This is a genomic window from Streptacidiphilus neutrinimicus (assembly GCF_000787815.1).
Classification (GTDB): Bacteria; Actinomycetota; Actinomycetes; order Streptomycetales; family Streptomycetaceae; genus Streptacidiphilus; species Streptacidiphilus neutrinimicus.
This window is the reverse complement of record NZ_BBPO01000041.1, coordinates 56,224-75,079: the sequence shown is the minus strand read 5'-3', so window position 1 is coordinate 75,079 and position 18,856 is coordinate 56,224. Positions and strand designations below refer to the sequence as shown.

15 protein-coding genes are annotated in these 18,856 nt (G+C 71.8%); 11 read left to right on the top strand and 4 right to left on the bottom strand.

Annotated elements, in window-relative coordinates; genetic code table 11:
• Positions 1-143 precede the first annotated feature (143 nt).
• The 3 genes from TR48_RS24350 to TR48_RS42260 are packed head-to-tail and all read left to right on the top strand — an operon-like array spanning position 144 to position 2,057.
• The gene (locus TR48_RS24350) at positions 144-689 is read left to right on the top strand and encodes a SigE family RNA polymerase sigma factor (protein WP_042370939.1); all 546 of its coding nucleotides are present in this window, start codon (positions 144-146) and stop codon (positions 687-689) included.
• Entirely contained in the window at positions 686-1,462 is a 777-nt protein-coding gene (locus tag TR48_RS24345; RefSeq protein WP_052442956.1) for a hypothetical protein, read from the top strand. Before TR48_RS24350 ends, TR48_RS24345 begins: the two co-directional genes overlap by 4 nt.
• Before the next feature lie 40 nt (positions 1,463-1,502).
• Complete coding sequence (locus tag TR48_RS42260; protein WP_152628153.1) at positions 1,503-2,057, top strand: hypothetical protein; 555 nt, start codon at positions 1,503-1,505, stop codon at positions 2,055-2,057.
• 61 nt (positions 2,058-2,118) lie between these two features.
• On the opposite strand, the gene TR48_RS24330 is transcribed toward TR48_RS42260, so the two are convergent.
• Positions 2,119-4,701 (bottom strand): collagenase, encoded by a 2,583-nt coding sequence (locus TR48_RS24330; protein WP_052442955.1) that lies wholly within the window; start codon positions 4,699-4,701, stop codon positions 2,119-2,121.
• 172 nt (positions 4,702-4,873) lie between these two features.
• A complete protein-coding gene (locus TR48_RS24325) occupies positions 4,874-5,833 on the bottom strand; it encodes a LysR family transcriptional regulator (protein ID WP_042370894.1) in 960 nt (319 codons plus the stop codon).
• A 271-nt stretch (positions 5,834-6,104) separates the two neighbouring features.
• On the opposite strand from TR48_RS24325, the gene TR48_RS24320 reads away from it, so the two are divergent.
• The 6 genes from TR48_RS24320 to TR48_RS24295 all read left to right on the top strand — a co-directional run bounded on the left by TR48_RS24320 (position 6,105) and on the right by TR48_RS24295 (position 13,607).
• Entirely contained in the window at positions 6,105-7,100 is a 996-nt protein-coding gene (locus TR48_RS24320) for an ABC transporter permease (protein WP_042370893.1), read from the top strand.
• A 66-nt stretch (positions 7,101-7,166) separates the two neighbouring features.
• On the top strand, positions 7,167-8,912 hold the full coding sequence (locus TR48_RS24315) for an ABC transporter substrate-binding protein (RefSeq protein WP_042370891.1): 1,746 nt from the start codon (positions 7,167-7,169) through the stop codon (positions 8,910-8,912).
• A gap of 46 nt (positions 8,913-8,958) precedes the next feature.
• Positions 8,959-9,936: an ABC transporter permease gene (locus TR48_RS42255; protein ID WP_042370889.1), complete on the top strand. Its 978-nt coding sequence runs from the start codon at positions 8,959-8,961 to the stop codon at positions 9,934-9,936.
• A 41-nt stretch (positions 9,937-9,977) separates the two neighbouring features.
• A complete protein-coding gene (locus tag TR48_RS40790) occupies positions 9,978-11,099 on the top strand; it encodes an ABC transporter ATP-binding protein (RefSeq protein ID WP_236652306.1) in 1,122 nt (373 codons plus the stop codon).
• A complete protein-coding gene (locus TR48_RS24300) occupies positions 11,096-12,127 on the top strand; it encodes an ABC transporter ATP-binding protein (protein ID WP_042370888.1) in 1,032 nt (343 codons plus the stop codon). Before TR48_RS40790 ends, TR48_RS24300 begins: the two co-directional genes overlap by 4 nt.
• Before the next feature lie 31 nt (positions 12,128-12,158).
• On the top strand, positions 12,159-13,607 hold the full coding sequence (locus tag TR48_RS24295) for an aminopeptidase P family protein (RefSeq protein ID WP_042370885.1): 1,449 nt from the start codon (positions 12,159-12,161) through the stop codon (positions 13,605-13,607).
• 226 nt (positions 13,608-13,833) lie between these two features.
• On the opposite strand, the gene TR48_RS24290 is transcribed toward TR48_RS24295, so the two are convergent.
• Both TR48_RS24290 and TR48_RS24285 read right to left on the bottom strand, forming a co-directional pair.
• Positions 13,834-14,229, bottom strand: a complete 396-nt coding sequence (locus TR48_RS24290) for a hypothetical protein (protein WP_042370883.1) — start codon at positions 14,227-14,229, stop codon at positions 13,834-13,836.
• 104 nt (positions 14,230-14,333) lie between these two features.
• Positions 14,334-16,430: an alpha-galactosidase gene (locus TR48_RS24285; protein WP_084729702.1), complete on the bottom strand. Its 2,097-nt coding sequence runs from the start codon at positions 16,428-16,430 to the stop codon at positions 14,334-14,336.
• 298 nt (positions 16,431-16,728) lie between these two features.
• Between TR48_RS24285 and TR48_RS24280 the strand changes: the two genes are divergently transcribed.
• On the top strand, positions 16,729-17,595 hold the full coding sequence (locus TR48_RS24280; RefSeq protein WP_236652305.1) for a glycoside hydrolase family 27 protein: 867 nt from the start codon (positions 16,729-16,731) through the stop codon (positions 17,593-17,595).
• A gap of 55 nt (positions 17,596-17,650) precedes the next feature.
• Positions 17,651-18,826: an NEW3 domain-containing protein gene (locus TR48_RS45730; RefSeq protein WP_236652304.1), complete on the top strand. Its 1,176-nt coding sequence runs from the start codon at positions 17,651-17,653 to the stop codon at positions 18,824-18,826.
• The last annotated feature ends 30 nt before the right edge of the window (positions 18,827-18,856 follow it).

Here is an 18,856-nt window from a genome sequence, read left to right as displayed (position 1 = left end):
GTGCGGAACGTTGGGGGCGTACCCGAATCATTTCGATCCGCGTTCTCGTGCAACCCCGTCGGCTCCCGCGTGGTGAAGGGAGCGAGGGCCGTCTGCGGTGCGGCTCCGTCAGGAGGGGGCAGCGCGTGGTGGCGTCGACGGTGATGGTGGGGGACCCGGAAGCTTGGCCGCAATCGGCGTCGGTCGACTTCGACACCTTCGTGGCGGCGCGCTGGCAGCGCCTGACCCGGACCGCGTACCTGCTCACGGGCGACCACCACGAGGCGGAGGACCTGGTGCAGGACACCCTCGCCAAGATCTGCCCGCACTGGGCGCGGATCCGGCGGCTCGACGTCCCGGACGCCTACGTGCACCGCGCCATGGTCAACAACAGCTTCAGCCGCCACCGCCGCAGGCGGGCTCGGCAGTTGCTGATGCCCTGGGTGCCCGAACGCGCGCAGCCGCCCGCCACCGCGCAGGTGGAGCAGCGCTCGGCGCTGCTCCAGGCGCTGGACGAACTGCCCCCGCGTCAGCGGGCGGTGGTCGTGCTGCGGTACTGGGAGGACCTCAGCGAGCAGCAGGTCGCCGACGTCCTCGGCTGCTCCACCGGAAACGTCAAGAGCCAGGCCAGCCGGGGCATCGCCAAGCTCCGGGGCCATCGGGCCCTGGCCGACTACGCGACGGCGGGATCGAAGGAGGCGCAGCGATGAACCACGAGGACGAGAACCTGGTGCGGCGGGCGATCCAGAGCGAGGCGCTGCGCTATCAGCCCTCCGCCTGGGCGGGCAAGGCCGCGGCGGTCCGCGACCGCAGCGCCCGACGGCGCCGTCGCGTCCGCGGCACGGTCGCGGTGGCGCTCGCCGTCGGCGCGACGGCCGCCGTGGTTGTGGGCATGGCCCTGGCCGGCTCTCCCGGCAGCGCGCAGACGAGGGGCGAGGTCGCGGCGCCCGTGCCCTCTCCGGTTTCGTCGTCCGCGTCGTCGGCCTCGACCTCGGCGTCCCCGGCTCCCGGGAGTCCGGCCGACCCGGCGAGCCCGGGGAGCCTGGGAAGTCAGTCGAGCCCGGCCGTGCGCATCGTCCCGGCGGGCCGGGACCTCTCCTTCGGGCACCAGATCCGGATGAACCTGACCGGCGATCACGTCTGCGTGGGCCTCGGCCCGCTCGCGACCCTCGCCTACAGCTGCAGCAGCGTGACCGACGGAAACCAGGGCCAGGGCACCGTGAACCTGCGGGAGGACGCCGACGCCTCCGGGACGCTCTACGCGCCGCTGTACGTCGGGCCGGGCGACACGGCCCGGATGACGGTCGAGATCGACGCCACGGCCTACCCCGTGACCGTCGTCTCGCTCGCCGGCCGGCCCGGCTACGCGACCGGCTACCTCTGGATCCCCGCACAGTCGCAGTCCCAAGGAGCCCCCGTGAAGGTCACCGTCTACGACGCCCGGGGCGGCGTACTCGCCACCACGGCGCCGTCCGGTTCCTAGGCGCGCCTCAATCTCCCCGTCCCATCGAAAGGATCCGATCATGCATGCCACCGCACGCCGTGCGGCCTCTGCCTCCCTCGCCGTCTGCGCCGCCCTGGCGCTGAGCACCTGTCACCCGGGCGGCTCCGACGGCGGTGCGGCCCCGAGCTCGGCCGCGCGTACGTCGTCGACCCTGTCGAGCCCGTCGTCCTCGGCCTCCGCCGAGTCGTCGCCGACCACCGCCGCGTCCGTGGTGGCCGCGTCCGGGTCGCCGTGCCGGGACCTCGTGGTGACCGCGGCCGTCAAGGCCGAGGTCACCCGGACCTACGCGGCACAGAACAAGCTGGTCCACATCGGGCCGGTGCCCGGCAGCTTCCTCTACGGCGCGTGCGGCGGAGTCACGTACGCGGCGAGCCCCTTCGAGCCGACCGCCGGCGCGACACTGCAGGAGCAGGTCGCCTCGCAGGACGAGGGCAGCGTGCCGAAGTACTTCAGCCTGGGCGCCGCCGGGGCCTGGAGCTACCTCGGCAGCGCCGGGTTCCCGGCGACGGGCGGCTGCATCGGCGCGATCCCGCGTGCGCTGGCGGCGGTCTGGGGCGACTGCCGCAGCCACTGACCATGCCGCGGGCCCCCGGCGCGCCTGGAAGGGCGCGCCGGGGGCCGGGGCCGGCGGTCGATCAGAACTGGGTGCTGACGGTGACTCCGGAGAAGTCGGTCACCGCGTAGAGGCTGACGTAGCGGTACCCGGCCGTGGTGTTGGTGACGGTCAGGGTCTGGGCCGTGGTGCCCGGGGTGGTGGACGAGGCCGTGCTGGTGCTCGGCGAGGCCCAGTTGTCCGGGTCGTAGTACAGGGCCGCGGTTCCGGTGCCGCCGGAGCTGCTGACGGTCAGCGTGGAGGTGCCGGCGGGCAGCCAGAGGTAGAAGTAGGCCGTGTTCCCGGCCGTCTCCGACACGTTCGCCCGCGAGCAGTTCTGGCCGAGCGCGTCGGTGCGCGGGTCGGTGCAGGTCGGCAGGGTCGAGCCCGCGGTCACGGTGACCGAGGCCGGGGTGCTGGCCGTCCGGCCGCTGTTGTCGGTGACGGTCAGGTCGACGGTGTAGGTGCCGGACGCCTTGTAGGTGTGCGTCGGGTTCTGCTGGTCGGAGCTGCTCCCGTCGCCGAAGGTCCAGTGCCAGCCGGTGATGCTGCCACCGCCGGTCTGCACCGAGGTGTCGTGGAGGCTGACGGTGGCCCCGTCGACGGACGAGTCGAACAGCGCCGTCGGGCCCTGCGCGTAGCAGGCGCCGGCCGCGCAGGCGGTGAGCCAGCTGTCGAAGTCGGCGTCGTAGCCGGTGCCTATGCTGTTGTAGACCTGGTAGGCGCCCTGGAAGTCACCGGTGCGGAAGTGGCTCAGCATGGCCGCGACCACGTCCGGGTGCTTCTCGAACATGTAGCGGACGGCCAGGTAGCCCCACGGGTAGGTGCGGATCGTGTCGGAGTTGTCGTAGGTGTTCTGGAAGATCGTGCTGAGCTTGTAGGTGTGGTTGGCGGCCTCGGCCATCGCCTCGGTGTCGGTGGTGCCGCGGTAGGTGTAGGACTCGTACTCGGCCACGCCCTCGATCCACCAGACGTCGGGCACGACCAGCTCGTCGGAGAACGTGCCCTTCATGTCGTAGACGCCGTCGAGGTAGTGCGTGTACTCGTGGTTGAGGTTCCACACGTTGGCCGGGAAGCCGTCGTTCCACGCCTTGCGGTACATCACCGAGACCGGCTGGTTGCTCGGGTCCGTCGGGTCCATCATGGTCTCGCCACCGTTGTCGGTGTCGTTGCCGAAGATGGCCCAGGAGTACGTGACGTAGTCCGCCTGGTTGGCGAAGACGGCCAGGTCGATGGTCTTGCCGTACGGGTTGACCGAGCCGCTGTCCTTGACCAGGTTGTGGAAGAAGGTGTCCTCGCCGCGCAGGCTGGTGCAGACGGTGTGGAGCTCGTCTGCGGTGAGGTCCTCGGTCTCGAAGGTGCGGTTGTCGCACACCAGTTGGTGCGTCAGCACGGCCGCGGTCAGCTTGGCGGGCAGGTCACAGGTGCCATAGGTCGAGCAGTCGGCCGCGTCGTAGGTGTTGGCGTCGTACGCGGTGTGCACCCACAGCGGGGCGGTGGCACCGGTGATCGCCGAGGCGCCGAGCACCGCCTGCACCTGCCGGCTCGCCGCCGTGCCCACCGTTCCGCCGTCACCGGCGGCGCGGCCCAGGTCGTTGCCCGCGTTGACGACGAGGAAGCCGGCGGCGCCGGAGGCCGCGCCCTTGTAGGTGAGGGCGAAGGCGCCCAGGGTGCTGAGGATGCTCGGGTCGGCCGCGACGGCGCTGACGAAGGCCGGGTTCCAGTTGCCGCGCCACAGCGGGGCGAACAGCACCGCGTTGACGGCGTTGTCCATGCCGGTGACCGAGTCGTCCGCGGGGGTGTAGCCGTTCAGCACCTGCTTGTAGACGTTCAGGTAGTTCGCCTGCAGGTTGGCGCTGTCGGTCAGCACCAGCGCGTCGTAGAGCACCTGCGCGTTGGCGGCGGTGGCGTCGCGCCAGTGCGCGCTGCCGAAGAAGGCGTCGAGCGCCGCCTGGTTGGCCGTGGTCAGGGCCGCGTCGTAGTCGCCGACCGCCGCCGCGTTGTTGGACTGCACGTACCAGCCCGCCCGCAGGAAGAGTTCCAGCTGCCAGATGCCCGTCGAGTCGTCGCCGGTGTAGCCGGACGCCAGCGCGTGGTAGGCGTTCGCGACGGTGAGCATCTGCGCTTCCTTGAAGACGCCTCCCGCGTCGGCGCCGGTGAGGTTGAACAGCGTGTTGACGCAGGTGGTGGTCGAGCCCTCGACGAAGGAGACCAGCGCGCTTCCGGTGCGCGTGGAGAAGTCGGCGGGGGTGCAGCTCGCGGTGTCCGCGGCCGCCCGGTGATCCGCGTGCGGTCTTACGGCGGGGGCCGGGGCTGGGACCTCGGTCTTGGGAGAGAGCTGGACGGATACGCCGGGGGGCAGCGGCCGCTGGGCCTGGGCCAGCTGACCGGGGGTCAGCGGGGCCGCGGTCGGGACGGTGTCGGCGGAGGACGGGGCGCTCGCGCCCGGGAGGGTCGCGCCGAGCGGCTTGGGGGCGCTCGGTGCGGCGTGCCCGGACGCGGGCGCCTTGGCGGTGAGCGGCGTCGACGCCGCGACGGCCGCCGAGGCGGGCAGGAGGAAGGTGGCGGTGACGCAGCTCGCGGCGACGCCGGCCGCGAGGGTGCGGAGGGGTATGCGCAGTCGCACTGCTGGCCCTTCTGAGCGGGGGTCGACTTACTGGGGGAGTGGACGTGCGGCGCGTTCGGTCCAAGGCGTGGGGGAACGCGAGGTGAAGCGTGGCACCGGCCGAAGGTGAATACAATGTGACAGGTCATATGACATAGCTGCCCGGGGCATAACACGGGACGGGCAGCGCCGGTTACGGGCGGACGCCCCAGTAGGTCCGCGCGGCCCAGGTCTCGAAGTGCGGCGAACCCGCCGTCAGCTCCCGGTAGGCGGCGGCCGCGGCCGCGTGCACCGTCTCGACCAGCTCGTCGCCCACCGACGCGGGCCGCCAGGCAAGCAGGTATCTGGCCCACAGCGGAGTCCCGGCCAGCGCCTTGATCACGACAGCGGAGTGCGGCCGCGTGGTCGCCTGCACCGTCGAGACGCCCAGTCCGGCCGCGATCATTTCCCGGAGCTCCGCACGGTCGCCGAAGAACTCGTGCACCGACGCGGGCGTGAACCCCGCGGCGGCGCAGGCCTCGTAGAAGACCCCGGGCCATCCCGCGCCGTCGTCCGGGGTGACGAACCAGGGCTCGTCCGCGAGATCGGCGAGCGCCACCTCGGCGCGGTTCCGCAGCCGGTGGCCCGCCGAGAGCGCGACGAAGGTCGGCTCGGTGACGATGCCCCGGTGCGCGACGGCGTCCGAGTGCCGCAGCTCCAGGCCGGGGTAGTCGACCGCGATCGCCGCGTCCAGGCTGCCCTGTTCCAGCTGTTCGACGATGTCGGAGGAGCGGTACACGCTGCTGACGGTGATCCGCAGCTCGGGCAGCCGGCTGCGCATCCGGGTGAGCAGGCCGGGCAGGATCGGGGAGTTGGTGGCGGCGAGCCGCAGCTCCCGACGGCGGACGGGCGGGTCCGCTTGGGCCTTGCGGCTCAGGCCCTCGGCCCTGGCCAGCAGGTCGCGGGCCGCGGCCAGCACCTCGAGGCCGAAGCCGGTGGGCTCCACCCCGGAGGAGGTGCGCTCGAACAGCGGGGCGCCGAGGTGGGCCTCGATCCGGCGCAGCTGGGTGCTGGTGGCGGGCTGTGAGGCGCCGAGCAGGACGGCGGCCCGGCCCACGCTGCCGGTGTCGGCGATCGTGCACAGCACCCTCAGGTGCCGGAGCTCCAGCTCCACGCGGGCGCCCTCCCCTGTGCGGCGGCCGGCCGCCGTCCGCGCGCGTGTCATGGCACACGTTACATGTCAGGTGCTTGCCACCTACGATCGCGCCGGACTGATGCAGCGTCAAGCCTGCAATTCTCCGAGCGAACAGATGCAGTGTCACATCGCATCTTGACGGCTTCGCCCTAGGGGCGACACTCTCTTGCCAGAGCAGAGCAACGTGACATTGCACTGATACTTCTGGCTTCCGCCTTCTCGTTCTCGTCTTCGTCCCCTGGGGACCCCCATGACCTCGCTCCTCGCGGACCCCCCTGTCCCGGAGGCCGCCGACCCGACGGCGCCCCCGCAGGGGCGCTCTCCCGCCAAGCTGGCCTGGCGCCGGTTCCGACGCGACCGCGTCGGCGTCGCCTCCGCAGCCGTCGTCGGCCTGTTCTTCCTGGTCGGCCTCGGCGCTCCCGTCATCTCCTGGCTCTACGGCAAGGACCCTTACACCACCTACGGCCAGAACCAGCCGGGCCTGCTCGACGACTTCGGCTACCCGACCGGGCCGATGGGCGGCATCAGCGGCCGGTTCTGGCTCGGCGTCGAACCCGGGCTCGGGCGCGACGTCCTCATGCAGCTGGTCTACGGGATCCGCACCTCGCTGCTGATCTCGCTGGCCGTGGTCGCCCTGGTCACCCTGATCGGCGTCCTGGTCGGCGTCGTCGCCGGGTACGCGGGCGGCCTGGTCGACTACGCGGTCGGCAGGGTGATCGACGTGATCCTCTGCTTCCCCGCCACGCTGTTCTTCGTCGCCTTCATCCCGGTCGCTCAGGCCGCCTTCGTCAAACCCACCCAGGAGGTTCCCACCTGGCTGCGCGCCGGGACGGTCGTCGTGGTGCTCACCGCGTTCGGCTGGGCGTCCACCGCCCGGCTGGTGCGCGGTCAGGTGCTCTCGCTGCGCGAGCGGGAGTTCGTCCAGTCCGCCCGCGTGATCGGCGTGTCACCGGCCCGGATCGTGTTCAGGGAGCTGCTGCCGAACCTGTGGACGCCGATCCTCATCTCGGCCTCGCTCGCCGTGCCCGCGTACGTCACCACCGAGGCGGCCCTGTCCTTCCTCGGCGCGGGCATGGTCGAGCCCACGCCCGACTGGGGCCGCATGATCCAGCGGGGCGCCCAGGTCTACTCCGCCGACTTCAGTTACATGCTCTTCCCCGGCCTGGCGATGCTGATCTTCGTCCTGGCCTTCAACCTGCTGGGCGACTCCGTGCGCGACGCGCTGGACCCCAGGTCGAACCGCTGACGCGGTCCCGGCTTCCCCCGGTTTCCGCCCGACTCCGACTCCGACACCGAACGCAAGGACGACCCGATGAACAGACACGCGCTGCGCCTGCTCGCCACGGCCATGGCCGCCGGGACGCTCGCCACCGCCACCGCGTGCTCCGGCAGCAAGGCCGACGCGACCAAGCTCGCCTCGGCCCCGGTCGCGAAGCAGGCCGTCACCCTGGGCACCGCCGCGGACTCCACCGGCCCCGACCCCGCCGTCCCCGGCGCCAAGTCCGGCGGGACCGTCACCGTTCTCCAGACCACCGACTTCAGCCACATGGACCCGGCCCGGGTCTACTCCGCCCCGAACCAGACCGTGGACCTGCTGCTGACCCGCCAACTGACCAGCTACCAGTACGTGAACGGCGTCACCCGACTGGTCGGCGACCTCGCCACGAACACCGGCGTCAGCTCCGACGGCGGCCGGACCTGGACCTACACGCTCAAGGCGGGCGTCAAGTACCAGGACGGCTCGCCGATCACCGCACAGGACGTCAAGTACGGCATCGAGCGCACCTTCGAGGCCTCCCTCAGCGGCGGCCCGAACTACCTGCAGACCTGGCTCACCGGCTCCGCGAACTACTCCGGCGCCTACCCCGGCCCCTGGAACGGCCAGGACCTCCCCGCCATCGAGGTCCCCGACGCGCGGACGATCGTCTTCCACCTCAAGAGCCCGCACGCCGACTTCCCGTACGCGGCGGCCATGCAGGCCTACACCCCCGTCCCGAAGGCGCACGACACCAAGCAGGCGTTCGACACGGACCCGTTCTCCTCCGGCCCCTACCGCATCGTCAGCCACGACGCCGACAAGTCCCTGGAACTGGCGCGCAGCGCGGGCTGGGACCCGGCCACCGACCCCGTCCGCCACGCCTACCCCGACCGGTGGAACTTCGAGTTCGGCGGCCAGAGCCTGGACATCGACCAGCGGCTGATCGCCGCGAACGGCGCCGACAGCACCGCGATGACCTTCAACGCGCAGGTCACCGGCGACGTCGCGGAACAGGTCCTCGGCACGCCGTCGCTGCGGGCCAGGACCGTCGACCAGGTGTCGCCCTTCAGCACCTACTTCGACATCAACAACCGCCGGATCAAGGACGTGAAGATCCGCCAGGCGCTGCTGATGGCCTTCCCCCGGCAGCAGGTGCGCCAGATCTTCGGCGGCCCGCTGTACGGCGACTACTCCAACACCATCCTCTCCCCGGTCACCAACGGCTTCCAGGCGTACGACCTCTACCACGCGCCCGTCACCGGGGACCCGGCCGCGGCGCGCAAACTGCTCGCGCAGAGCAGCGACCCCCACCCGACCATCGTCTTCGCCTACGGCAACACCGGGCAGTGGCAGCAGGCCGCCGTCGCCGTCTCCGCAGCGCTCGGCCAGGCCGGCTTCCACGTGGTCACCCACGCGGTGGACGCCAAGGACTACTACGACGAGATCGGCAACGTCGACAACACCTTCGACGTGTACGTCGCCGGCTGGGGGCCGGACTGGCCGAGCGCCGACACCGTCATCGCCCCCCTCTTCGACGGCCGGCTGATCGCGCCCGACAGCTCCGACAGCATGCTGTTCGACGACCCGTCGGTGAACGCCCAGATCGACCGGATCACCGCCGAGACCGACCTCGCCCAGCAGGACAAGGACTGGGCCGCTCTCGACAAGAAGATCATGGGCGAGGCCCCGATCATCCCCTGGGTCGACCTGCGCCAGGTCTCGCTCTACGGCCCCAACCTCGGCGGCGTGCACCTCGGCTTCATCGGCACCGTCTACCCGCTGGACGTCTTCGTGAAGTGACCGCTCACACACCCCGCCTAAACCCCGCCCAGCCAACGGAGCACTCGTGCTGCGCTTCCTGATCCGCCGAACCGTGAGTGCGGCCCTGATCCTCCTGGTCGTCAGCGCCGTCACCTACCTGCTGTTCTTCGCCCTGCCGTCCGATCCCGCGCTGCTGGCCTGCGGCAAGCAGTGCACCCCGCAACTGCTGGCCACCATCCGGCACAACATGGGCATCGACGCCCCCGTCCCGGTGCAGTACTGGCACTTCCTCGTCGGCGTCTTCTCCGGCCGGAGCTTCGGCGCCGCGTCCTGCCCCGCGCCCTGCCTCGGCTACTCGTTCGTCAACGGGCAGCCGGTGCTCCAGACGCTGCTCAACCGTTTCCCGGCCACCGCCTCGGTGGCGCTGGGAGCGGCGGTCCTGGTGCTGACCCTCGGGGTCGGCGCCGGAATGATCGCCGCGCTGCGGCGGGGCAAGGCGGCCGACAAGGTGGCCATGGGCCTCGCCCTGATCGGCGCGTCGATGCAGATCTACTTCTTCGGCATCGTGGTCCGCTACATCTTCGTCGACCAGTTGGCATGGTTGCCGCTGCCCGGCTACACCTCGCCCGGCGCCTCGCTTTCGGGCTGGGCGGGCGGGATGCTGCTTCCCTGGATCACGCTGGCCGTGGTCAACGTCGCCACCTACGCGCGCTTCACCCGCTCCTCGATGCTGGAGAGCCTGAGCGAGGAGTACGTGCGCGCCGTCCGGGCCAAGGGCCTCGGACCCTGGGGCGTCTACGTCAAGCACGCCTGGCGGGGCGCGATGACCCCGGTCGTCACCATGTTCGGCATCGACCTCGGCCTCTTCCTCGGCGGCGCGCTGATCACCGAGACGACGTTCAACATCCCCGGCATCGGCAAGCTCGCCGTGGACTCGGTCGCCGACTCCGACCTGCCGATGATGATGGGCACGGTCCTGGCCGCCTCGACGGCCATGGTGCTGGTCAACATCGCCGTCGACGCCTGCTACGCCGTCATCGACCCACGGGTGCGTGCGCTGTGACCGCTGCCGTGAATCCCGCGAACCCCGCGATCGTCACCAGCGTGAGCACGGAGCCCTTCCTCCAGGTCCGTGACCTCTCCGTACGCTTCTCCACCGAGGACGGCCCCGTCCAGGCCGTCGACGGGCTCTCCTTCTCACTGGAACGCGGCCGGACCCTCGGCATCGTCGGCGAGTCCGGCTCCGGCAAGTCGGTGACCTCCCTTGCCGTGCTCGGCCTGCACGACCGCGCCCGCACCCGCGTCGGCGGCAGCATCCGCCTGGACGGCGCCGAACTGGTCGGCGCCGACGAGGCGCGGCTGCGCGGCCTGCGCGGAAGCCGGATGGCGATGGTCTTCCAGGACGCGCTGACCGCGCTGTCCCCCTACTACAGCGTCGGCGACCAGATCGCCGAGACCTACCGGCGCCACACCGGGTGCGGTCGCCGGGCGGCGGGGGAGCGGGCGGCGCAGATGCTCGCGCTGGTCGGGATCCCGTCCCCGCGGCGGCGGGCGCGGGACTACCCGCACCAGTTCTCCGGCGGGATGCGCCAGCGTGTGATGATCGCCATGGCCCTGTGCTGCGATCCTGACCTGCTGATCGCGGACGAGCCCACGACCGCGCTGGACGTCACCGTCCAGGCGCAGATCCTGGAACTGCTCGCCGAGGTCCAGCAGGAGTTCCGCACCGCGATCGTGCTGATCACCCACGACCTCGGGGTGATCGCGGGCATCGCCGACGACGTGCTGGTGATGTACGCGGGACGCAGCGTGGAGCACGGCTCGGTCGGACAGGTGCTGAGCGCGCCCCGGCACCCGTACACCATGGGCCTGCTCGCCTCGGTGCCCCGGCTGGACGGCGCGGTGGACGTCCCGCTGAGGCCGGTTCCCGGCAGCCCGCCGAGCCTGCTCGCCGTGCCCGGCGGCTGCGCCTTCCACCCGCGCTGCCAGGCGCGCGACCTGCTGCCGGACGACCCGTGCGGCAGCAGGCGTCCGGCGCTGCTCGGAGGGGACGGCGGGGACGGCGGGGACGGCCACGCTCGCGGCGAGGCCGACGACGGCCGCGAGGCTGCGGACGGCCACGCCGTCGCCTGCCATCTGGGCGCGGCGGAGCGCGTCGCCTTCGCGCGCCGCACGGTCGAAGCGAAACCGAACGACACCACGCGGACCGAAGGAACGAGCCGATGACCCAGGCGGAACCGCTCCTGGAGGCCGTCGGCCTCGCCAAGCACTTCCCGGTGCCCGGCACCGGGCTCTGGCCCGGCCGCCGGGACGCCCGTCCGGTGCTGCGCGCCGTCGACGGCATCGACCTGACCCTGCACACCGGCGAGAGCCTGGGCGTGGTCGGCGAGTCCGGCTGCGGCAAGTCCACCGCAGGACGGCTGCTCACCCGGCTGCTGGAACCCACCTCCGGCGTGCTGCGCTACCAGGGCGTCGACATCACGCACGCCACGCGCAAGCAGCTCGCGCCCGTCCGGTCGCAGATCCAGATGGTCTTCCAGGACCCCTACGCCTCGCTCAACCCCCGCCAGACGGTGGGCGAGATCGTCTCGACCCCGCTTGAGGTGCACCGGATCGACCCGCCGGGCGGACGCCGGGCCCGGGTGCTGGAGCTGCTGGAGACGGTGGGCCTGAGCCCCGAGCACTACAACCGGTTCCCGCACGAGTTCTCCGGCGGGCAGCGCCAACGCGTGGGCATCGCCCGCTCCCTGGCCCTGGAGCCGAAGGTGATCGTGGCCGACGAGCCGGTCTCGGCCCTGGACGTCTCCATCCAGGCGCAGGTGGTGAACCTGTTGCAGCGGCTGCGCCGGGACCTGGGCATCGCCTTCGTCTTCATCGCCCACGACCTCGCGGTGGTCCGCCACTTCTCGCAGCGGGTGGCGGTGATGTACCTCGGGAAGGTAGTCGAGACGGCGCCGCGGGACGAGCTGTACCGCTCGCCCCAACACCCTTACACCCAGGCCCTGCTGTCGGCGGTCCCCGAGCCGGAGCCGCCGCCCGGCGGGCGTCGCGAGGCCGGCGCGGGCGTCGGCGCCGACCGGATCCGGCTGACCGGGGACGTGCCCAGCCCGCTCAGTCCCCCGTCCGGCTGCCGGTTCCGCACCCGCTGTCCGCGCGCCCAGGACCTGTGCGCCCGCGAGGAACCCCTCCCGCGCACGCCCGACGGCGCCGCCCCCGATCATCTGGCGGCCTGTCACTTCCCCGGAACGAACTGAGCTCACCGTGCACGCATGGGAGGAGATTTCGATGGACCGACAAGACGGCGCGCCGCGCGGCCGCAGCAGTCACGATCGTGAGGTGCCGGCCGCGGTGGCCGCGTCCTTCCAGGAGGGCTGGGAGAACACGGACCTGAAGTTGCCCCGCTCGTCCGGGACGGAGGGTGCCGCGTCGCGGCGCGCGGCGCTGTCCGAGCGGTTCCCCGGCGAGCGGATCGTCGTCCCCTCCGGCGGACTCAAGACGCGCAGCAACGACTTCGACTACCCCTTCCGGCCCCACTCCGCGTTCCTCCACCTCACGGCGGACCGGGCGACCCAGGCGGTCCCCGACAGCGTCCTCGTCCTCGAGCCCACCGGGCACGGGCACACGGCCGTCCTGTTCACCCGCGGCCGCTCGCCACGCGACGGCGGCCCGAACGGCGCGGAGTTCTACAGCGACCGTCGCCACGGCGAGTTCTGGACCGGGCGGCGGCGCACCCTCGCGGAGACCGCCGACGCCCTCGGCCTCGAGGTCGCCCCCCGTGACCGATTGGAACAGGCCCTCGCCGGGGGCGTTCCGACGCGCGTGCTGCGCGGCGAGGACGCCCGCGTCGATGCCCTGGTGCCGGAGAAACCCTCCGCCGAGGCCGAGTTGGCGACCTTCCTGTCGGAGTCCCGGCTTGTCAAGGACGAGTGGGAGATCGCCCAACTGCGCGCGGCCGTGGGGTTCACCGTTGCCGGCTTCCACGACGTCGCGGCCGACCTGCCCCGCGCCACCGAGCTCGCCCGGGGCGAGCGCTGGATCGAGGGCACGTTCAACCGGCGTGCGCGGCTTGAGGGTTACGGTCTCGGCTTCGACACGATCGCGGCGGCGGGCGCGCACGCCTGCGTCCTGCACTGGATGCGCAACGACGGTCCCGTGCGGCCGGGTGATCTACTACTCCTGGACGCCGGGGTCGAGGCCGACTCCTGTTACACGGGCGACGTCACCCGCACCCTCCCGGTCGGCGGTCGGTTCACCGACGTCCAGCGCCGCGTCTACGACCTGGTCTTCGCCGCCCAGTCGGCGGGCATCGCCGCGCTGCGGCCCGGCGCCCCGTTCGGCGACTTCCACGAGGCCGCGATGCGGGTCATCGCCGAGGGGCTCGACGCCTGGGGGCTGCGGCCCACCAGCGACCCGGCGACCACGCCTGCCCCGGACCGGTACCGCCGGTACACCCTCTGCGGCTCGGGCCACATGCTCGGCCTGGACTGCCACGACTGCGCCAGCGCCCGCACCGAGGCCTATCTGGGCGGCGCCCTGGAACCCGGCCACGTCCTCACCGTCGAACCGGGCCTGTACTTCCAACCCGACGACCTCACCGTCCCGGAGGAACTGCGCGGCATCGGCATCCGCATCGAGGACGACTTCGTCATCACAACCGACGGCGCCGAATGCCTCTCGTCCGCCCTGCCCCGCCAGCCGGACGCAGTCGAGGCCTGGACGTCCTCGTTGCGCTGACGCCGTCCCCTGGGGGTGGCCGCGACCGCTGGTCGTGGCCCACCGGGAGACGTCGGACGACCCGGACGAGCACATCCGCTTCGCGGCCTACCTCGACCGGTTGCAGCAGGTGGCCGACGTGGACGAGGTCGATCTGGGCCGCCGAGTCCGGCCGCACCAAGCGGATCCGCAACACCGCCGGGACCAGCCTCAATCTCCGCAGGGTGAGCTGAAATCAGCTCACCCACTACGACGGCGTCGACCGTCGCTCGTCGCGGGTCTCCGGGGTGAAGGCATCGCGGCGGGCGAGGGTCACCGACAGGGGCAGGCCGAGACGCTCGGCCGCGCGTCGTCGGACGCGTACCTGCGCTCGGGTCCGGGGGCGGTACGAGGGCAGCCGCGTGCAGCCGCAGCCCGGGCGGTGATCGTAGGTCAGCCCCTCCGCGAGCACGGTCGCGACGACGGACCATGCTCGCGTGTCGCGTCGCCGGGGCGCGGCGAAGTCGTAACCGGCGAAGACGAGCGGCTGACGACAGCCGGGGCAGACGCGCTTCCGGATCGGCCACGTGCTGCCCTTGAAGGCGAGCCGGCACGCGACGCATACGTAGTGCCGGAAGGCGCCGTTGAACGCGTGGTAGCACATGGTCCGACAGGGTACGCATCGTCCGAGGGCGAGCCCCAGCGAATACCGGGACATCCCTTCGCGCATCCCGCCCCGCAGCGGGGCGGGATGCGAACCGCGGAAAATCAGGAGAGCAGGGTCCAGGTCTGGCCGGGGGCGGAAGGGGAGGGGGAGTTGGTGACGGCGGTGCTGCCCGGGGTGGCGCCGGTGGTGTCGAGGGCGAGGCCGGTGGCGACGTTGGTGACGGTGAGGGCGCCGGTGGTGGTGTTCTGGGTGACGCGCCACTCCTGCCAGGGGTTGCCCGGGGAGTAGGTGAGCAGGTAGGCGGAGTTGCCGGGGCTGGTGCCCGCGGCGAGGACAGTGTGGACCTGGGTCGGGGTGTCGCAGTTGTCGCTGATGCGGACGGTGCCGTCCGGGTTGGTGGTGAAGGTCCACTGCTCCGAGGTGTGGGTGGGCCACCAGGTGTTGACGTCCGCTGTCGACGTGACCGGCGCGCTGCACGTGCCCGACGCCTCCAGGGTCAGGCCGGTGTTGCCGGAGCCGAGGGAGTGGTACCTGCCGTCGTCGATCACCGCCGCCGGGACGGTGGTCGGCAGCGGGGTCAGGCGGTAGAGCACCGCGCCGTGCGGGGGCACCGAGGCGCTGACGGCGCCGCCGCTCGCGGTGGTGAACTGGCCGGTGGCGCCGGTCCACAGCTCCTTGGAGGAGTAGCCGGGGCCGGTGAGGCCCAGCGCGCCGAGGCTGGTGCCGACCGTCCGGGTGTTGTTCGGGTCCTGGTTGACCAGCAGCACGGCGGTGTCGCCGTCGGCCAGTTGACGCTGGAGCACGACGGGTGCGGTGCTGGAGGCCGGCGCGCTGCCGACGAGAGTCGCGGGCTTGCCCAGGCTGTCCTGGTCGACGGCGATGACGTCGCGGTTCTCGTAGAGCGCGAGCGCGGAGGGGGAGACCCCGGTGGACCAGGAGTAGCCCTCGTAGTCGTGCACCGAGTCGGCCGCGGTGCGGAAGTCCGCGCCGGAGATCAGCGGCGCCGCCATCATGGACAGGATCGAGATCTCCGTCTGCGACTCGGTGTCGGTGAACGGCTTGTGGCAGGAGCAGGTGTCGGTGGCGCCCCACAGGCCGTACGGGTCCTGCCAGCCGGCGAACATCATGTCCAGGTCGTTCCAGCTGCCCGGCCGGACGTTGCCCCGGTACTGCAGCGCGGTCTGCAACTGGCCCTGGTAGAGGACGCCGTCCAGCTCGCTGTCGCGGTCGCCGCCGATCCGGCAGAGGTTGGCGACCTGGCCGCACCACACGCCGGTCGGGGCGTAGCCCGGCGCCTGGTACGGCGCGGTGCCGGCCGCGACGACGACCGGGTCGGTGCGGGCCGGGTCGTTCGGGTCCTGGAGGTAGGGGACGCCGGTGTGGACGGGCTGCGCGGAGACGCTGACGGTGACCCGCGGGCGGCCCTGGGCCGCGGAGGCGGCGTCGAGGGCCTGCCGGAAGGTCTGGACGCGCGCGTAGACGGACTGCGTCAGCTCCTTGCCTTCTCCCTGGGTGTAGTAGTCGTGCCCGTCGGGCCCGGTGATGGGCGGACCGTAGGGGCAGTCGTCGTACTTGACGAAGTCGACGCCCCAGGAGGCGAAGTCGCTCGCGTCGGTGGCCTCGTGGCCGAGGCTGCCCGGGTGGCCCTGGCAGGTGGTGTAGGTGTCGGTGGCGTACAGCCCGAACTTCATGCCCTTGCTGTGCGCGTACCAGGCCAGGTACTGGATCCCGTTGACGGTCTGTCCGTCGACCGTCTGCGAGGGGAAGTTGTCCGGGTCGGGGATCAGATGGCCGGAGGTCGGGTCGATCCCGGTGCCGTCGGTGCCGCTGACGGGATTGCCCGCGGCATCGTAGAGCTGGAGCGAGCCGTAGGCGTCCTTGACGATGTCGGTGGTCTGGCCGCTGCGGTGCATCAGCGACCAGCCGTCGTCGATGGTGACGGTGTCGTATCCGGCGGCGGCAAGGCCGTTGGCGGACATGAAGTCGATGGTCTGCTTCACCTCCTGCTCGTTGATCGCCGGGCCGAAGGTGTTCCACGAGTTCCAGCCCATGGGCGGGGTGAGGGCGGTGCCGTTGTCGAGCGCGACGGCCGGGACGGCGGTCGGCAGCCCGGCGGCGCCGAGGCCGAAGGCGACGGCGGGTGCCGTCAGGGCCAGCACCAGCACGGCGCGGACGGTTCTGGGCAGGGGTGCTCGCATGGTTGCGGCTCCGAGGGGCGCGAGGGCGGTCGGGTGGGTGGTGCGCCTTGCGCGGTGCAGATCATCTGTGGCGGTGCAAAACAACAGAATCGAACGTCGGCTGGTGGGGCCGATGTCCGTGGCAGCGGCCAACAAGGTTCGCTACTACAGGGTTTGCGATCGGGAGTGTAATGGCACATGCCATACGACACCAGCGGCTCTGCAAGATTGTGTGTGATATTGACGGATGCTGTTGGTTTTGCTTCTCTGGGCAGGCCGTGAACCACCCCTGACGGACCCTTCGGATCCTGGAGTAGGCATGCGCAAGACATGGGCCGCACTCGTTGCGGCCTCCCTCGCGGCGAGCGCGCTCGCCGCGGTCCCGCTGACCGCCGCCCCGGCCGCCGCCCTCGCCAACGGACTGGCCCTCACCCCGCCCATGGGGTGGAACGACTGGAACGCCTTCGGCTGCGACGTCAGCGAGAAGCTCGTCGAGCAGACCGCCGACAAGATCGTCGCCAGCGGCCTCAAAGCCGCGGGATACCAGTACGTCAACATCGACGACTGCTGGATGACCCACGACCGGGACGCCAACGGCGACCTCGTCCCCGACCCCGCGAAGTTCCCCGACGGCATCAAGGGCGTCGCGGACTACGTCCACGCCAAGGGACTCAAGCTCGGCATCTACGAGAGCGCCGGCACCCTCACCTGCGCCGGATACCCCGGCAGCCTCGGCCACGAGAAGCAGGACGCGGCCACCTTCGCCTCCTGGGGCGTCGACTACCTGAAGTACGACAACTGCTACAACCAGGGCATCCCCTCGCTGCAGCGCTACACCGCCATGCGCGACGCGCTCGCCGCCACCGGCCGCCCGATCGTCTACAGCCTCTGCAACTGGGGCAACGAGTCCGTGCCTTCCTGGGGCGCGGGCGTCGGCAACCTGTGGCGCACCACCGGCGACATCAACGCCTCCTTCGGCTCGATGCTGTCCAACTTCCACCAGAACGTGCAGTTCGCCGCCGACGCCGGGCCGGGGGCGTGGAACGACCCCGACATGCTCGAGGTCGGCAACGGCATGACCCCCACCGAGGACCGCAGCGAGTTCTCCCTGTGGGCGGAGATGGCCGCGCCGCTCGTCTCCGGGACCGACCTGCGCACCGCGAGCGCCGACACCCTGGCGATCTAGCAACCGCGAGGTCATCGCCGTCGACCAGGACCGGCTCGGCCGCCAGGGCCGACCGGTGACCCTGGCCGACGGGCTCGACGTGCTGGCCAAGCCGCTGGCCGACGGCAGCGTCGCGGTCACCCTGTTCAACGAGAACCCCGGCCGCGCCACCGTCTCCACCACCGCGGGCGCCGTCGGTTTGCCCGCCGCGAAGGGCTACGTGCTGCGCGACCTGTGGGCCCACCGCAGCACAGCCGCCGGCTCCGCCGGCGTCATCGCCGCGTCCGTGCCCGGCCACGGCACCGTGATGTACCGCGTCACCCCGACCAGCCGACCGGGCGCGCTCGCCCCCGCGCTCGTCCTGGACACCACCGCACCGCAGTTCACCGCGGGCGGCTCCGCGACCATCCAGTCCACCTTCACCGACGACGGCGCCAAGGCCGTCACGGACGTGCGCCTCGCGCTCTCCGCGCCGAGCGGATGGAGCGTCAAGCCGCTGACCTCGACCCGGTTCGCCCGTGTCGGCCCCGGCAGGATGGCCATCGCCGCCTTTCGGGTCACCGCCCCGGCCGCGCCGACCGCGCCGATCGCCCACGTCCAGCTGACCGGGACGGCCGCCGCACGCTGGTCCGGCGGCAAGGCCGAGGTCGACGCCGCGAACCCCGCCGAGGTGCCCTCGGCCGTCAAGGCGCCGCTGCGCACCTTCACCGACACCACCGCCGTCTTCGGCCAGGCGGGCGACCGCCTGGCCATCGACGGCGCGGGCGCGGACCTGTGGGGGAGCACCGACCAGTACAGCGCCGTCTACCAGCAGGGCGCCGAGCACGACGGCTCCACCACCGTCGTCGAGCTCACCGCTCAGGCCGCGACCAGCGACTGGGCCAAGGCCGGGCTGATCGTCCGCGACGACATGACCGCGCCCGCCGGTTCACCCGGCTACGTGATCCTGGCCGAGGCCCCCGGCAAGGGCTACGTCCTGCAGTGGGACAGCGACGGGGACGGGCAGCTGGACTCCAACAGCGCCCCGTCCAACCAGGGCAGCGGCACCGCCGTCTACCCGTCCTGGCTGAAGCTGGTCCGCGAGGGATCGGTCTTCACCGGCTACTGGTCCACTGACGGCGCCACCTGGACCCAGGTCGGCCAGGCCACCCTGCCGGGCGTCGCCACCACCCAGGACGTCGGCGTGTTCACCAGCTCCCACAGCGACGGCACGAGCGGCGAAGCGGACTTTACCGGCCTGACCCAGAGCTGACGGGCGGCCGGCCGAGGCCTCAGGCCAGCG

Excerpts from the sequence above, each read along its gene's own strand:
- TR48_RS24350 (WP_042370939.1), top strand. The coding sequence starts at position 144 with ATGGTGGGGGACCCGGAAGCTTGGCCGCAATCGGCGTCGGTCGACTTC.
- TR48_RS24345 (WP_052442956.1), top strand. The coding sequence starts at position 686 with ATGAACCACGAGGACGAGAACCTGGTGCGGCGGGCGATCCAGAGCGAG.
- TR48_RS42260 (WP_152628153.1), top strand. The coding sequence starts at position 1,503 with ATGCATGCCACCGCACGCCGTGCGGCCTCTGCCTCCCTCGCCGTCTGC.
- TR48_RS24320 (WP_042370893.1), top strand. The coding sequence starts at position 6,105 with ATGACCTCGCTCCTCGCGGACCCCCCTGTCCCGGAGGCCGCCGACCCG.
- TR48_RS24315 (WP_042370891.1), top strand. The coding sequence starts at position 7,167 with ATGAACAGACACGCGCTGCGCCTGCTCGCCACGGCCATGGCCGCCGGG.
- TR48_RS24300 (WP_042370888.1), top strand. The coding sequence starts at position 11,096 with ATGACCCAGGCGGAACCGCTCCTGGAGGCCGTCGGCCTCGCCAAGCAC.
- TR48_RS24295 (WP_042370885.1), top strand. The coding sequence starts at position 12,159 with ATGGACCGACAAGACGGCGCGCCGCGCGGCCGCAGCAGTCACGATCGT.
- TR48_RS24290 (WP_042370883.1), bottom strand. The coding sequence starts at position 14,229 with ATGTGCTACCACGCGTTCAACGGCGCCTTCCGGCACTACGTATGCGTC.
- TR48_RS24285 (WP_084729702.1), bottom strand. The coding sequence starts at position 16,430 with ATGCGAGCACCCCTGCCCAGAACCGTCCGCGCCGTGCTGGTGCTGGCC.
- TR48_RS24280 (WP_236652305.1), top strand. The coding sequence starts at position 16,729 with ATGCGCAAGACATGGGCCGCACTCGTTGCGGCCTCCCTCGCGGCGAGC.